12 protein-coding genes, 1 tRNA gene and 1 rRNA gene are annotated in these 13,938 nt (G+C 43.1%); 7 read left to right on the top strand and 7 right to left on the bottom strand.

The window, feature by feature from the left end; genetic code table 11:
- Positions 1–22: 22 nt before the first annotated feature.
- Together A4G13_RS08895 and A4G13_RS08890 are read right to left on the bottom strand one after the other, a co-directional pair.
- A tRNA-Glu gene (locus A4G13_RS08895) sits at positions 23–98 on the bottom strand.
- 153 nt (positions 99–251) lie between these two features.
- Positions 252–1,794, bottom strand: a 16S ribosomal RNA gene (locus A4G13_RS08890).
- Positions 1,795–2,149: 355 nt separating this feature from the next.
- Here A4G13_RS08890 and A4G13_RS08885 point away from each other — a divergent pair.
- Positions 2,150–2,974, top strand: a complete 825-nt coding sequence (locus A4G13_RS08885; protein ID WP_090655989.1) for a DUF5718 family protein — start codon at positions 2,150–2,152, stop codon at positions 2,972–2,974.
- 47 nt (positions 2,975–3,021) lie between these two features.
- Here A4G13_RS08885 and radA read toward each other — a convergent pair whose 3' ends face one another.
- Both radA and A4G13_RS08875 read right to left on the bottom strand, forming a co-directional pair.
- On the bottom strand, positions 3,022–4,410 hold the full coding sequence (radA, locus tag A4G13_RS08880; RefSeq protein WP_090655991.1) for a DNA repair protein RadA: 1,389 nt from the start codon (positions 4,408–4,410) through the stop codon (positions 3,022–3,024).
- Positions 4,411–4,415: 5 nt separating this feature from the next.
- Positions 4,416–5,480: a CYTH domain-containing protein gene (locus A4G13_RS08875; RefSeq protein WP_090655993.1), complete on the bottom strand. Its 1,065-nt coding sequence runs from the start codon at positions 5,478–5,480 to the stop codon at positions 4,416–4,418.
- Between the two features lie 154 nt (positions 5,481–5,634).
- Here A4G13_RS08875 and A4G13_RS08870 point away from each other — a divergent pair, with 154 nt between their 5' ends.
- The 6 genes from A4G13_RS08870 (at position 5,635) to A4G13_RS08845 (ending at position 11,551) form a co-directional block, all read left to right on the top strand.
- On the top strand, positions 5,635–6,315 hold the full coding sequence (locus tag A4G13_RS08870; protein WP_090655995.1) for a TIGR00153 family protein: 681 nt from the start codon (positions 5,635–5,637) through the stop codon (positions 6,313–6,315).
- A gap of 28 nt (positions 6,316–6,343) precedes the next feature.
- Entirely contained in the window at positions 6,344–7,606 is a 1,263-nt protein-coding gene (locus A4G13_RS08865) for an inorganic phosphate transporter (RefSeq protein WP_090655998.1), read from the top strand.
- Between the two features lie 173 nt (positions 7,607–7,779).
- Positions 7,780–8,391: a TIGR04211 family SH3 domain-containing protein gene (locus tag A4G13_RS08860; RefSeq protein ID WP_090656001.1), complete on the top strand. Its 612-nt coding sequence runs from the start codon at positions 7,780–7,782 to the stop codon at positions 8,389–8,391.
- Positions 8,392–8,443: 52 nt separating this feature from the next.
- Positions 8,444–9,703, top strand: a complete 1,260-nt coding sequence (locus A4G13_RS08855; protein ID WP_090656003.1) for a multifunctional CCA addition/repair protein — start codon at positions 8,444–8,446, stop codon at positions 9,701–9,703.
- A gap of 280 nt (positions 9,704–9,983) precedes the next feature.
- Complete coding sequence (locus A4G13_RS08850) at positions 9,984–10,712, top strand: DUF4184 family protein (RefSeq protein WP_090656006.1); 729 nt, start codon at positions 9,984–9,986, stop codon at positions 10,710–10,712.
- A gap of 20 nt (positions 10,713–10,732) precedes the next feature.
- Positions 10,733–11,551, top strand: coding sequence for a shikimate 5-dehydrogenase (locus A4G13_RS08845; protein ID WP_090656008.1), 819 nt, complete (start codon positions 10,733–10,735; stop codon positions 11,549–11,551).
- Between the two features lie 39 nt (positions 11,552–11,590).
- Here the strand turns inward: A4G13_RS08845 and srlR are convergent, their stop codons facing one another.
- The 3 genes from srlR to udp form a co-directional block, all read right to left on the bottom strand.
- On the bottom strand, positions 11,591–12,352 hold the full coding sequence (gene srlR, locus A4G13_RS08840; RefSeq protein WP_142999801.1) for a glucitol operon DNA-binding transcriptional repressor SrlR: 762 nt from the start codon (positions 12,350–12,352) through the stop codon (positions 11,591–11,593).
- Between the two features lie 143 nt (positions 12,353–12,495).
- A complete protein-coding gene (locus tag A4G13_RS08835; protein ID WP_090656014.1) occupies positions 12,496–13,002 on the bottom strand; it encodes a DUF2301 domain-containing membrane protein in 507 nt (168 codons plus the stop codon).
- A 99-nt stretch (positions 13,003–13,101) separates the two neighbouring features.
- Complete coding sequence (gene udp, locus A4G13_RS08830; protein ID WP_090656017.1) at positions 13,102–13,863, bottom strand: uridine phosphorylase; 762 nt, start codon at positions 13,861–13,863, stop codon at positions 13,102–13,104.
- Positions 13,864–13,938: the final 75 nt, after the last annotated feature.

Raw genomic sequence — 13,938 nt, 5'->3', positions numbered from 1 at the left:
GACAATAAAAATCATCTTTAAATGGCGTCCCCACGGGGATTCGAACCCCGGTTACCGCCGTGAAAGGGCGATGTCCTAGGCCTCTAGACGATGGGGACAACAGTTAAAGCGGATCTCTCGACGCCTTCGCTTGTTCCGCGCTTTTCTCCTTTTATTACCAGACCTAGATGATAATAAAAAAGTGCGGTCGTTTTCTTCTCTTTTTCTATCAAACAATCTGTGTGAACACTTGCCAGTCGCCTAAAACTTAGTAAGGAGGTGATCCAACCGCAGGTTCCCCTACGGTTACCTTGTTACGACTTCACCCCAGTCATGAATCATACCGTGGTAAACGCCCCCCCGAAGGTTAAGCTATCTACTTCTGGTACAACCCACTCCCATGGTGTGACGGGCGGTGTGTACAAGGCCCGGGAACGTATTCACCGCAACATTCTGATTTGCGATTACTAGCGATTCCGACTTCATGGAGTCGAGTTGCAGACTCCAATCCGGACTACGATGCACTTTCTGAGATTCGCTCTACCTCGCGGTATCGCCGCCCTCTGTATGCACCATTGTAGCACGTGTGTAGCCCTACTCGTAAGGGCCATGATGACTTGACGTCATCCCCACCTTCCTCCGGTTTGTCACCGGCAGTCTCCTTTGAGTTCCCATCTTTACATGCTGGCAACAAAGGATAAGGGTTGCGCTCGTTGCGGGACTTAACCCAACATTTCACAACACGAGCTGACGACAGCCATGCAGCACCTGTCTCAGAGCTCCCGAAGGCACTCCCGTATCTCTACAGGATTCTCTGGATGTCAAGAGTAGGTAAGGTTCTTCGCGTTGCATCGAATTAAACCACATGCTCCACCGCTTGTGCGGGCCCCCGTCAATTCATTTGAGTTTTAACCTTGCGGCCGTACTCCCCAGGCGGTCGATTTATCACGTTAGCTACGAGCACCAGGCCTAAAGCCCAATCCCCAAATCGACAGCGTTTACCGCGTGGACTACCAGGGTATCTAATCCTGTTTGCTCCCCACGCTTTCGCATATGAGCGTCAGTATCTTCCCAAGGGGCTGCCTTCGCCTTCGGTATTCCTCCACATCTCTACGCATTTCACCGCTACACGTGGAATTCTACCCCTCCCTAAAGTACTCTAGACTCCCAGTCTGAAATGCAATTCCCAGGTTAAGCCCGGGGCTTTCACATCTCACTTAAAAGTCCGCCTGCATGCCCTTTACGCCCAGTTATTCCGATTAACGCTCGCACCCTCCGTATTACCGCGGCTGCTGGCACGGAGTTAGCCGGTGCTTCTTCTGTGATTAACGTCAATTGCTTGTCCTATTAAAACAAACACCTTCCTCGTCACCGAAAGAACTTTACAACCCGAAGGCCTTCTTCATTCACGCGGCATGGCTGCATCAGGGTTCCCCCCATTGTGCAATATTCCCCACTGCTGCCTCCCGTAGGAGTCTGGACCGTGTCTCAGTTCCAGTGTGGCTGGTCATCCTCTCAGACCAGCTAGAGATCGTCGGCTTGGTAGGCCTTTACCCCACCAACTACCTAATCCCACTTGGGCTCATCTTATGGCGGGTGGCCCGAAAGTCCCACCCTTTAATCCGAAGATATTACGCGGTATTAGCGACAGTTTCCCGTCGTTATCCCCCTCCATAAGCCAGATCCCCAAGCATTACTCACCCGTCCGCCACTCGTCGGCAAAGAAAGCAAGCTTTCCTCCCGCTACCGTTCGACTTGCATGTGTTAAGCCTGCCGCCAGCGTTCAATCTGAGCCATGATCAAACTCTTCAATTTAAAAAGTTCAATCACTCAAAATACTGACTATAAATCATTAATTAAATTAACTTTGTTCAGCACTCTAAGTCTTGTTTAAATTTTTTGTTTAAACGAATCTTTCAAGTGCCCACACAGATTGTCTGATAAGTTGTTAAAGAGCAAAAAAGAACGACGCACCGGATTGTTGTTAGTTTTCACAACGGTGCGTCGTTGTGTGAGGCGTATTATAGGGATTTCGACTCCCTTTGCAAGCTTTTTTTGTCAAAAAATTTAAAATATTTCCCACCTGATTATTTAATATTCAAAATGAGTTGTTTTACTCCTTATTTATGAGTAAAGTGATTTTTTATTGAACCATAAATAGGTATAAAAAATGAATTATAAAAATGCAATTGGTTTCGGTGTTGCCGGAAATTTTGCCGGACATTTGGAGCAAGCCGGTGAAGCAAACGACTTTTTAGCGGTAAAAACTCAAGAGGCAGTTCAACCCAAAGCGATTTTTCCTTTTTATGTACCTTCGGAAAAGGCCGGATTTCTGTCCGTCTATCCTTTAAGTTCGAATAAATTGCGTTTTCCTGATAATTCCGGTGACAATTTACAAATAGAGCCGGAAATTGCCATTCTTTGTCATGTTATCTACCAGAACAACCAAGTTGTAAAACTTATCCCTTATTCTTTCGGTGCGTATAATGACTGTTCCATCCGCCGTCCCAATGCGAATAAAATCTGTGAAAAGAAAAACTGGGGCGCAGAAACTAAAGGTTTATCCGATACATTAATTCCCCTAACCTCTTTCGAATTAGGCGGTGAAATTGATAAATACCGTATTGCCTGTTTCCATCGACGGGAAGAAAAAACGGAAATTTATGGCCTGGACAGCCCGGCTTTAGGTTATAGTTATTTTCATACGAAATTATTGGATTGGATCGTTGATCGTATGAACAACCAACCCGATCAAGGTCCGATGAATAATATTGCCGAACTTTTAGCTATTGCCGACTATCCGACGGAAGCGATCATTAGTATTGGCGCGACTCGCTATACCGAATTCGGCGAATCTCATTATCTGCAAAAAGGCGATACCAGTATCGTGGTTGTCTATAATGGTGAAAAATATACTAAACAGCAGATTCTTGAAATGGCTCAGGCGCAATCTTTCCCTGACGATATATCCGCATTAATTCAGCAAGTGATTTGATAATAAAAAAGTGCGGCATTTTTCACCGCACTTTTTTACTTTTTAGGTTAATAATCCAAACTATCCAGTATATCTAAGGCATCGGCAAGTTTTTTAACCGTAAAAACTTGCATATTTTCTACCGCACTTTTCGGTTTATTACCGTAAGGAACGATGGCTCGTTTGAAACCATGTTTTGCCGCTTCGGATATACGTTCCTGACCGCTCGGTACAGGGCGAATTTCCCCCGCCAAGCCGACTTCGCCAAAAACAACCAAATCCTGCGGTAACGCACGATTGCGAAAACTGGAAATAAGCGCTAATAGTAAGGCCAGATCCGCACTGGTTTCGGTCACTTTTACTCCACCGACCACATTCACAAAGACATCCTGATCCGCCATTTGTAATCCGCCGTGACGATGCAAAACCGCCAGCAGTAATGCAAGACGATTTTGTTCCAAACCGACGGCAACGCGTCTTGGGTTTGCCAGCATAGAATGATCCACCAGCGCCTGAATTTCTACCAGTAAAGGACGAGTTCCCTCCCACAAAACCATAACTGAGCTGCCGGGGGTTTGTTCTTCCCCGCGGCTCAAAAAAATTGCGGATGGATTTTTCACTTCGCGTAGCCCTTGTTCCGTCATACCAAAAACACCGAGTTCATTCACCGCGCCAAAACGGTTTTTATGGCTGCGTAAAGTGCGGAAACGAGAATCCGATTCACCTTCTAATAATAAAGAACAGTCAATGGCGTGTTCCAATACTTTTGGCCCGGCTAATGTACCGTCTTTGGTCACATGTCCGACCATAATAATAGCAACCTGACGGGTCTTGGCATAACGGGTGAGAAACGATGCGCATTCCCGTACTTGGGCGACCGAACCGGGAGAAGACTGAATATCCGCTAAATGCATAACCTGGATGGAATCAATAACCAGAATTTGCGGTTTAAGCTGATCCGCCAGGCTACAAATTTGCTCTACCGATGTTTCGGATAACATTTGAAGACGGTCAGTGGGCAAGCCTAAACGGTTCGCCCGCATTGCAACCTGTTGCAAGGATTCTTCTCCCGTCACATAAAGTGCGGTCATATTTCGGGCTAATCCGCACATCACTTGAAGCAGCAAAGTTGATTTCCCGGCCCCCGGATGCCCGCCGATCAAAATAGCGGATCCGGGTACAATACCGCCGCCTAATACGCGATCCAATTCTTTAAATCCGCTTGAAAAACGAGGTGTTTCCTGTAGGTTGATTTCCGCTAAGGTTTGAATTTTTGCCTGAGTTTCACCCGCATAACCGCTAAAGCGATCATTTCTGTTAGCAGGCTGTTTTGCTGAAACCAAACGGACTTCGCTGATAGTATTCCATGCTTTACAGGCGGAACATTGCCCCTGCCAGCGGGAATATTCGGCTCCGCAATCATTGCATACATAAGCGGTTTTCGGCGCTTTTGCCATTTGAGTTACTCCATAGTTAAACGAATTAAATTGAGCATACGACGAACATAACCGGCTTCATGTAACAAGGCGATTAATTTCGTCAGCGCTAATAGGTTATCTTTGGTTTCGCTGTGCAGACGAATTAAATCCCGAATTTGATTAAATAAATAATTGTTACTTTCCGTTAATTCGCTAATAACCGAGTCATCAACATTCTTACCTTGCGCCAATTTTTCGTTAACGATCCGTCCTAATAAATTAGGTTGCTCAATATAATGATGATACAAATTAAAAAATGCACCGATTCGTTCTACGCTAGTGAGAAAATTCCGTGCAAAATAATCCGCCTTTAATGCCATCGTTTCTTCGACCAGCTGCTGCTCATGATGGAATAACGCCTTTAATTGTGCGGTCAAATTTCCGTGATTTTCTTCCGATTTAAGAATGTCGCGCCACTTATCCAGCCAATCGACGGGTTCCCGAGCCTGATTATAAGCTAATTGATAACCTCGTTTCGCTTTGCTCAATGCGCTTAAACGTACGCCATCGGTTAAATTTAACCCGGCAACAAAGGATAATAAATCCGCAACATTTCCTTGCTTTAATTCAAATTCCAACTCTGAAATAATTTCCGTTTTTTCACCTGACTTAATTTCGCCCCGATCTAAAGCGACTTCTATTTGTTCTCGGTTTTCCCCTTCCAGCAACCAAATATGACGTTCAAAATCCGTGTTGAAAACCGGTTGAACTTGTAAGTCTGCGGGTAATTTAGGCAAAGTTTCATTAAAAATTGAAAGTTTGGATAAATCGGGCGCATCCGACTCAAGTTCGACATTATATTCCGGACGTATATGCAATCCGCCGAGAACATTTCCGTTCGTCTTTAACGTCATCGTAAACCGATCGTTTTCCCGGCGTACGCGCAGCCCCATTTTTTGATGAGCGAAGTAACAATCGGCACTATCATAATAACAATTGGCAAGAAAAGTTTTCTTCTGCGCCAAAATAGGATATCGGGCTATTTCCTGTATCAAAATATCAGCGGCCTGCGGGCTTACGGCTAACTTCAATTCTATTTCATCACTCATATCTGTTCCTTTACTATTCCTTATTTGAATGGGATTGAAGTCAATCACCCGTGCATTATAAATCTTTTTCAATTTAAACCGTGTATTTTTGCGAAACATTAGGGTAATATGCACGAAAATTTTGATCAACAACTCATTTTTTCGGAGTTAATTTATGGCAATAAACAATATCTTAGGATTATTTGCACATTCGCCTTTAAAACCACTACAACGACATTCAGACAAAGTCACGGAAGCCTGTAGTTTACTCGTTCCTTTCGTCGAAGCGGTTTTCCAAGACGATTGGGTTAAAGCGGAAAGTATCCAAGCTCAAATTTCAGAAACAGAACGAGAAGCGGATACCTTAAAACGCGAGATTCGTTTAAAGTTACCTCGCGGGTTATTTTTGCCTATCGATAGAACGGATTTATTAGAACTGGTTACTCAGCAAGATAAATTAGCCAATTATGCAAAAGATATTGCAGGTCGTATGATCGGTCGTCAATTTAAAATCCCAACCGAAATACAAGCGGATTTTATGGCGTTTGTTTGCCGTAGCCTGGATGCCACCGTTCAAGCCCATCGCGTAATTGAAGAAATGGATGAATTATTGGAAACCGGATTCAAAGGACGCGAATTAAATCTTGTGAATACAATGATTACCGAATTAGATAAAATTGAAGACGATACGGATCAAATGCAAATTAAATTGCGTCTCATGCTGCGTCAAATCGAAGATCGTTTTAATCCGATTGATGTGATGTCTTTATATAAAACCTTTGAGTGGATTGGTGTGCTTGCCGATCAGGCGCAACGTGTTGGTTCCCGAATTGAACTAATGCTGGCTCGCTCATAACGAATGAACACAACATAGGGAATTAACTATGGAATTACTGCATAATTATGGCACAGTTATTATCTTTATCACTGCGGCCTTTGCATTTTTTATGGCATTTGGTGTCGGTGCTAACGATGTATCAAATGCCATGGGAACATCGGTAGGTTCCGGCACAATTACCGCCAGACAAGCCATTTATATCGCACTCATCTTTGAAGCCGCCGGGGCTTACTTAGCCGGCGGTGAAGTAACGGAAACAATAAAAAGCGGCATTATTGATCCTATGGACTTTGTCACCCATCCGGATACCTTGGTGTTGGGTATGATGTCGGCTTTATTCGCTTCCGGTTCTTGGTTATTAATCGCCTCCCGTTGGGGATGGCCGGTTTCCACCACACATTCGATTGTCGGCGCAATTGTCGGTTTCGGTTGTATTACCGCCGGTGCTGGCGCAGTAAAATGGAGTGCGCTCACAGGTATCGTCGGCAGCTGGTTCATTACGCCCTTTATCGCCGGTGTGTTAGCGTACGGTATTTTCTTCTGTATTCAAAAATTAATTTTTGATACCGAACATCCGCTGCGAAACGCACAAAAATACGGGCCGCACTTAATGGGTGCGACAGTATTTATTATTTGCATCGTAACCGTTGCCAAAGGTTTAAAACATGTAGGATTAAATTTAACCGGATTAGAAACCTTATTAATTTCTATTGCCCTAAGTTTAGTCTCTGTTGTCATCAGCTACTTTTATTTTCGTAGCAAAAAATTCATCAAAAAGGTGCATAAAGGCGTTTTTGGCGGCGTAGAACACGTCTTTAGCATTTTAATGTTAATGACAGCTTGTGCAATGGCATTCGCTCACGGTTCAAACGATGTGGCAAATGCTATCGGACCACTGGCTTCTGTCGTCACTATCGTAGAAAGCGGCGGCGACATCGCAGCCAATGCACCTATTGCCTGGTGGGTTTTACCGCTAGGAGCCGCAGGTATTGCCGTGGGTTTAATCGTTATGGGTTACAAAGTGATGGCAACTATCGGCACAGGTATCACAGATCTCACACCAAGCCGAGGATTTTCCGCCCAATTTGCTACCGCCGCAACGGTAGTTGTAGCATCGGGAACGGGCTTGCCTATTTCAACTACACAAACGCTAGTGGGAGCAGTATTAGGTATCGGTTTTGCGCGAGGTATCGCCGCATTAAACTTAACCGTAATCCGTAATATTATAGCCTCCTGGATCGTTACCTTACCGGCTGGTGCATTTTTTGCTATTATCATTTATTACATCTTAGATGCAATTTTTAGATAATTTGCTTGTCTGATATAAAGTAACCCCAAAAAGTGCGGTAAATTTTGCCAAAGATTTACCGCACTTATGTTGTTCCAAACCTGTGATTTTAAGCATAGTTTTTCATTGAGAAGTTAGGCTTAAAATTACTATCAAATTCACATATTTAACTTTAGTATTAACAAGGCATTATTATGCAAAAATTGATCAAATTATTTTTTTCCGGCATTCTATTAACTTTATCCGTTCAAGCCGCTCAGGCTGAAACACAATATGTCACTGAAAATCTCAACACCTATTTACGCAAAGGTGCCGGCGATAATTTTAAAATTGCAGGCGCAATTCAAGCGGGTGAAGCGGTTTCTGTTTTAGATCGTAAAGAAAAATACAGTTTAATTCGAGATAGCAAAAATCGGGAAGCCTGGATTTTAACCGCCGAATTAACCGATACGCCAAGCAGTAAAGAAGAAAATCCGCGCTTAAAAGCGCAAGTTCAGGAACTCACCTCAAAATTAAATCGTCTGGACGCCGATTGGCAGCAACGTACTACAGAAATGCAACGTCGCACCAAAGATGCAGATCAAAAAAGCAGTCAATTATTAGAAGAAAATTCACAACTTAAGCGAGAATTAGAAATCACTAAAAATAAAAATCGTGATCTGGAAGCCATGCTTGATGCGGGAAAACGTGAAATTGCAATCCAATGGTTTATTTATGGAGGTTCCGTATTAGGCGTCGGTTTACTCATCGGATTGATTATTCCATTAATCTTACCAAAACGTCGCCGTCGTGACGGTTGGGCTTAATCGAGCGGATCATTGATTCCTGAAGAAATATTCAATTGCTATTCGATAAACAATGCAAACTTATCTTGTGGGCGGAGCCGTCCGTGATCAGCTATTAAATTTGCCGGTAAAAGATCGGGATTGGGTGGTTGTGGGCGCTACTCCGGAACAATTACTCTCTCTGGGTTATCAACAAGTAGGTAGAGACTTTCCCGTTTTTCTTCATCCCAAAACAAAAGAAGAATATGCGCTGGCGCGGACAGAACGAAAATCCGGCGCCGGTTATACTGGGTTTATCTGTGATTTTTCGCCCCATATCAGCTTAGAGCAAGATTTAATTCGCCGGGATCTTACCATCAATGCTATCGCGCAGGATAATCAAGGCAAGTTTATCGATCCTTACGAAGGAATTTCCGACTTAAAAAATCGTACTCTACGCCATATTTCTCCCGCTTTCGCAGAAGATCCGTTACGGGTTTTACGAGTAGCCCGTTTCGCAGCTCGTTACCATCAGTTAGATTTTAGCATTGCACCCGAAACAATCGCACTGATGGCTGAAATTACCGAAAAAGGGGAACTTCAACAGCTGACGATAGAGCGTGTTTGGCAGGAAACGGAAAAAGCATTAAAGGAAAAAAATCCTGAAATCTATTTTCAGGTATTATTGCAAGTCGGCGCATTAAAAATATTGTTCCCCGAACTCTATGCCCTGTATGGTGTGCCGAATCCAGCGCAATATCATCCCGAAATCGATTCCTTTTTACATACAATGCTGGTCTTACAACAAGCCGTTCGGCTTACGGAAAACACTGAGTTTAATAAAAGTGCGGTACGTTTTTCAGCAATTTGTCATGATCTCGGCAAAGCGCTTACACCTAAAGATATTCTGCCCCATCATTACGGGCATGAAAAAGCCGGAATTCAGCCTATACGCACATTATCCAACCGCTTGAAAGTGCCGACATATTATAAAGAATTAGCCGAATTTACCTGCGAATATCATTCGTACATTCATAAAGCCTTTGAACTAAAACCCGAAACTGTCATAAAACTATTCAATAAATTAGATGTATGGCGAAAACCGCAAAGATTTGAAGAACTGATGTTGGTTTGTGTAGCGGATACCAGAGGAAGAACAGGATTCGAACAAACCGCTTATCCGCAAAAAGACTACCTTCGGCAGCTTTACCAAACCGCGTTACAGGTCAATGTTCAACAAGTAATTGAAGACGGCTTTGAAAAACAAGGTATTAGAGATGAACTCACCCGGCGACGAACAATAGCGGTTAAAACTAAAAAAGCTGAAATTCTGCCTCGCTTTGTAGGGCAATAGATTATTAGATTAAAAGTGCGGTAAAAATTTTCGGATTTTTGTTTTTCCAGTAAATATTATATCTATATATTTAAAATCATTGAAATTTTAAATATATTTTTTTGATATGTTTATCCGATAACCATATATTTGAACAAAAATAAACGCAATATTTCACAATCAATCGGATTTAGCGATAAATTTACAAAAACTGTTGTCTATATTTTTTTGCAGATTTTTTATTAGGAACTGTTTATCTTGCCGCTACTATCTTATCGCTTGTTTTGTATAAGGAGTATTAATGCCGTTTACCTTTGCACATCCGGTTACCGTATTGTACTTTCCCCGTAATAGCCGCTATTTTCATTTTCCCGCACTGGTATTGGGGACGATGTCGCCCGACTTTATGTATATGCTGCATTGGAAAACGGATGTCGGCGGGCACACGTTGTTTGGCAGCGAATGGGTTAATTTACCGCTTTGTTTACTGTTTTATGCGGTGTATCGACTGATCTTAGCAACGCCGATTAAGCAGCATTTACCCGCTTTTTGCGGTTCGAATGTGCCACAAGCAACGTTTAAAAACCCGCTGGCGTGGTTAATTGTTTTTTTATATTCCGCTTGGATAGGCATGGCGACTCATATCGCCCTTGACGAGCTAACTCACGACGGCGGCTATTTCGTACAACTTTTCCCGATACTACAGACCAAAATTATTTTTCATATTTATGACTGGCTGCAATACGGCATCGGTGCCGTAGGCTTGATTAGTATAATACTTTATCAACGTCGTATGGCTGGCAAATACCCTTACCGTTCTTCCCGTAGCGCAAAGCAAAAATGGTTTTTCTGGTTAAGCGTAGTGAGTTTGACTGTGATCATCTTTTATCTGAGCAATCCTCTATATCCCTTGGTTTGGAATGAAATTGCCAGTATAGTGTTACGTATTATCAACAGCTTTTTTATCAGTTTAACGATTCACGGGCTGATTTTTACGGTAATGAAAAAACGATCATTAAAAATAAGGTAATCTAACGAGAGGCGTAGGGTATGATTAATAAAGACACACAACTTTGTATATCGCTTTCGGGCAGACCGAGTAATTTCGGCACCCGTTTTCATAACTATATGTATGAAAAACTCGGCTTAAACTTCGTATATAAGGCGTTCACCACCAACGATATTGAACATGCAGTAAAAGGCGTACGGGCTTTAGGAATTCGCGGTTGTGCCGTATCGATGCCGTTTAAAGAGAGCTGTATGCCGTTTTTAGATGAAATATCGCCATCCGCCAAAGCAATCGAATCGGTGAATACCATTGTAAATACCGACGGTTATCTAAAAGCCTATAACACCGACTATATTGCAATCTCCAAATTAATTGCGAAATACCAGCTCAAACCGACCGCTTGTGTGATCATACAGGGTAGCGGCGGAATGGCGAAAGCGGTGGCGGCGGCGTTTAAAAATGCCGGCTTCGACAATCTTAAAATCTATGCGCGCAATGCGGTTACCGGCGGCTATTTGGCAAAACTCTACGGCTATCAATATATCGACTCTCTTTATGGACAAAATGCGGATATTTTGGTGAATGCGACGCCGATCGGGATGAAAGGCGGCGGTAAAGAAGAGTATATTCTTTCTTTCCCCGAAGCGATGATTGACCAAGCCTCGGTTGCTTTTGACGTAGTTGCAATGCCGGCGGAAACGCCGTTAATCAAATATGCCCGACAACAGGGTAAAACGGTTATTTCCGGTGCGGAGGTGGCGGTATTGCAAGCGGTGGAGCAGTTTGAACTTTATACCGGACAACGTCCGAGCGATGAATTAATCGCTGAAGCCGCGTCATTCGCCCGCGCGAACAGTTGATTTCCTTGAAGTAAAAAGCCCGTTATTACCTTTTTATTTCTACACTAAAATCACATTAATATTTTTCTCGATTAACGCCTGGTGGATAGCGGGATCAAGTTTTTTATCCGTCACAATGGTGTTAATTTTTTCCAGCGGGCAAACCACATTCGGGCTGCGGCGCTGGAATTTTGATGAGTCCGCCAGCACAATTATTTCCCGAGCCGCCTTACACATGGATTTGCTCACCCCGTGCACTTCGTTAAAAGTTGTCAGTCCGTAATCCAAATCAAAACTGTTGGTTCCGATAAAAAGCTTATCAAAGGTAAATTTTTCCACCGTAGATTCCGCTAAAATACCGTGGAAAGAAGCGGATTTTTGTCGATAAGTGCCGCCGGTTATCAATAATTCGTAATCCCGTTCCAAGCCGGTTAGCGCATTCATAATATGCAGGCTGTTTGTCATAATGGTAAGATCACGATATTTAGCCAAATAAGGCACCATTTGCAACACCGTCGTACCGGAATCCATAAGTAACGAATCGCCGTCACCAATAAATTCCGTCGCCTTTTGCCCGATGCGGCGCTTCACTTCTAAATTAGTGTTGGTTTTATTGGCTTCCGGCAAATCAATTTCATCTTTGTTAACCAATACCACACTGCCATAAGCCCGCAACACTTTTTTTTCCGCTTCAAGTGCGGTTAAATCTTTACGAATTGTGGTACCGGTGGTTTTAAAAATTTGTGCCAGCTGTTCTACTGCGGTTTTACCATTTATTTGTAAAAATTCGACGATTGCCGATTGTCTTTCTCTTGGTTTCACTTTTTTCTCCCGCATGACAAACCATATTTCGTTTTATTATTTTAACCGGATCGCAATTCACAAAACCGTGAATCCTTTCACAAAAAAAATATTGCCTTTCATTATAAAAGATAAATAGCCCCTAATGACTTTTAATTCACAAATTAAACCTGATATTTTGTCTTATCGCCGATATCGAAATGCAACGGCATGCGCCATTTTTGAATCGAAAGTAATAAAAAGAGCACCGCACTTATAGCTGATAATATATTGATTGCTAAAGAAAATTCGAAAACTACCGAGCCCCATAACAAAGCGACAAAAACCGGTTGCAGATTTAACCCCAAAATGCGGAAGCAAAAATATTCTTTAAAACATAGCCCGCCTAACGTCAGTAATGCGCCGCCAAACGCCAGTTCGGATTGAGAAAAAAGCCGGCATAATAAAGCAATCCAGGTTGCAAACTGCAAGATTAAACGAAAGTTTTTCAAGTATAAATGCAAACTTGAGGCGCAAAAAACCGCGGCAACTAATAAGCCCGTTTGTGCGATATCGGGATAATAAGGCAAAAGTGCGGTAAAAATTGCGGCTAACACAAATCCCGAACGGTAAATACAAACCGTGAGATAATCCCAAGCGTCCATTGGGGAGCGAATATGCGGATCTGCCACTATGTTCCTCTCAAAAAAATCAAAAAAATTGACCGCACTTTACAGCGGATAAAATAAAAGTACGCCGCAAAATAGACGTACTTTCTGAATTTAGCCGAACTAGGCTTTCGCCATTTTTCCTGCGGCTTCCACCACCACCGCAACCGCTTTTTGCTCGGTGCTTTTTATGGTCGCTTCATTTGGAATTTCCTGTTGGGTACGATTCACAATCACGCCGGCAACCATACCCGCTTTTAATCCCAATGCCGCACACATGGTAAACAAGGTGGCGGATTCCATTTCATAATTCATCACGTTCAAATCCTGCCATTGTTTTAATGTACCCTGGAATTTCGGATAAATTTTGCCACTGAAAGTATCGTAACGTTCCTGACCGGGATAAAACGTATCGGAAGAAGCGGTAATACCCACATAAGGCCGAATGCCTTGCGAAAGGGCGGCGTTATATAATGCGTTAGTGCAGGCAAAATCAGCCACTGCGGGATATTCTAACGGCGCAAAATGCTGGCTGGCCCCGTCCAAGCGCACGGCGCCGGTTGTAATTAAAATATCGCCCACATTAATATGCGGCTGAATTGCGCCCGTCGTGCCAATGCGTAGGAAAGTTCTCACGCCCAATTGCGCTAACTCTTCCACACAGATTGAAACTGACGGTCCGCCAATACCGGTCGAACAAACCACAATAGGCTCGCCGTCCATATAGCCAAGCCATGAGGTAAATTCGCGGGTTGAATTCAGATATTCGGCATTTTCCATTTCTTTAGCGATACGTTCGCTACGAGCCGGATCGCCCGGAACAATAGCGACCTTAGCGCCTTTTAGCATGGCTTTGGTCAAGCCTAGATGAAATACTTCTGACATAATATTCTCCTTATAATCAAAGTCTTTTTAAACTCTGATATTTCCTTACAAAACAAAAAAGACCTCTTTGCAAAA

The sequence above is a fragment of the Basfia succiniciproducens genome, assembly GCF_011455875.1.
Lineage (GTDB): Bacteria > Pseudomonadota > Gammaproteobacteria > Enterobacterales > Pasteurellaceae > Basfia > Basfia succiniciproducens.
The sequence above is the reverse complement of the archived record's forward strand: the minus strand, read 5'-3'. Positions and strand labels throughout refer to the sequence as shown.

What these genes read in the sequence shown, in the direction of transcription:
- A4G13_RS08885 (WP_090655989.1), top strand. Translation starts at nt 2,150, where the DNA reads ATGAATTATAAAAATGCAATTGGTTTCGGTGTTGCCGGAAATTTTGCC.
- radA (WP_090655991.1), bottom strand. Translation starts at nt 4,410, where the DNA reads ATGGCAAAAGCGCCGAAAACCGCTTATGTATGCAATGATTGCGGAGCC.
- A4G13_RS08875 (WP_090655993.1), bottom strand. Translation starts at nt 5,480, where the DNA reads ATGAGTGATGAAATAGAATTGAAGTTAGCCGTAAGCCCGCAGGCCGCT.
- A4G13_RS08870 (WP_090655995.1), top strand. Translation starts at nt 5,635, where the DNA reads ATGGCAATAAACAATATCTTAGGATTATTTGCACATTCGCCTTTAAAA.
- A4G13_RS08865 (WP_090655998.1), top strand. Translation starts at nt 6,344, where the DNA reads ATGGAATTACTGCATAATTATGGCACAGTTATTATCTTTATCACTGCG.
- A4G13_RS08860 (WP_090656001.1), top strand. Translation starts at nt 7,780, where the DNA reads ATGCAAAAATTGATCAAATTATTTTTTTCCGGCATTCTATTAACTTTA.
- A4G13_RS08855 (WP_090656003.1), top strand. Translation starts at nt 8,444, where the DNA reads ATGCAAACTTATCTTGTGGGCGGAGCCGTCCGTGATCAGCTATTAAAT.
- A4G13_RS08850 (WP_090656006.1), top strand. Translation starts at nt 9,984, where the DNA reads ATGCCGTTTACCTTTGCACATCCGGTTACCGTATTGTACTTTCCCCGT.
- A4G13_RS08845 (WP_090656008.1), top strand. Translation starts at nt 10,733, where the DNA reads ATGATTAATAAAGACACACAACTTTGTATATCGCTTTCGGGCAGACCG.
- udp (WP_090656017.1), bottom strand. Translation starts at nt 13,863, where the DNA reads ATGTCAGAAGTATTTCATCTAGGCTTGACCAAAGCCATGCTAAAAGGC.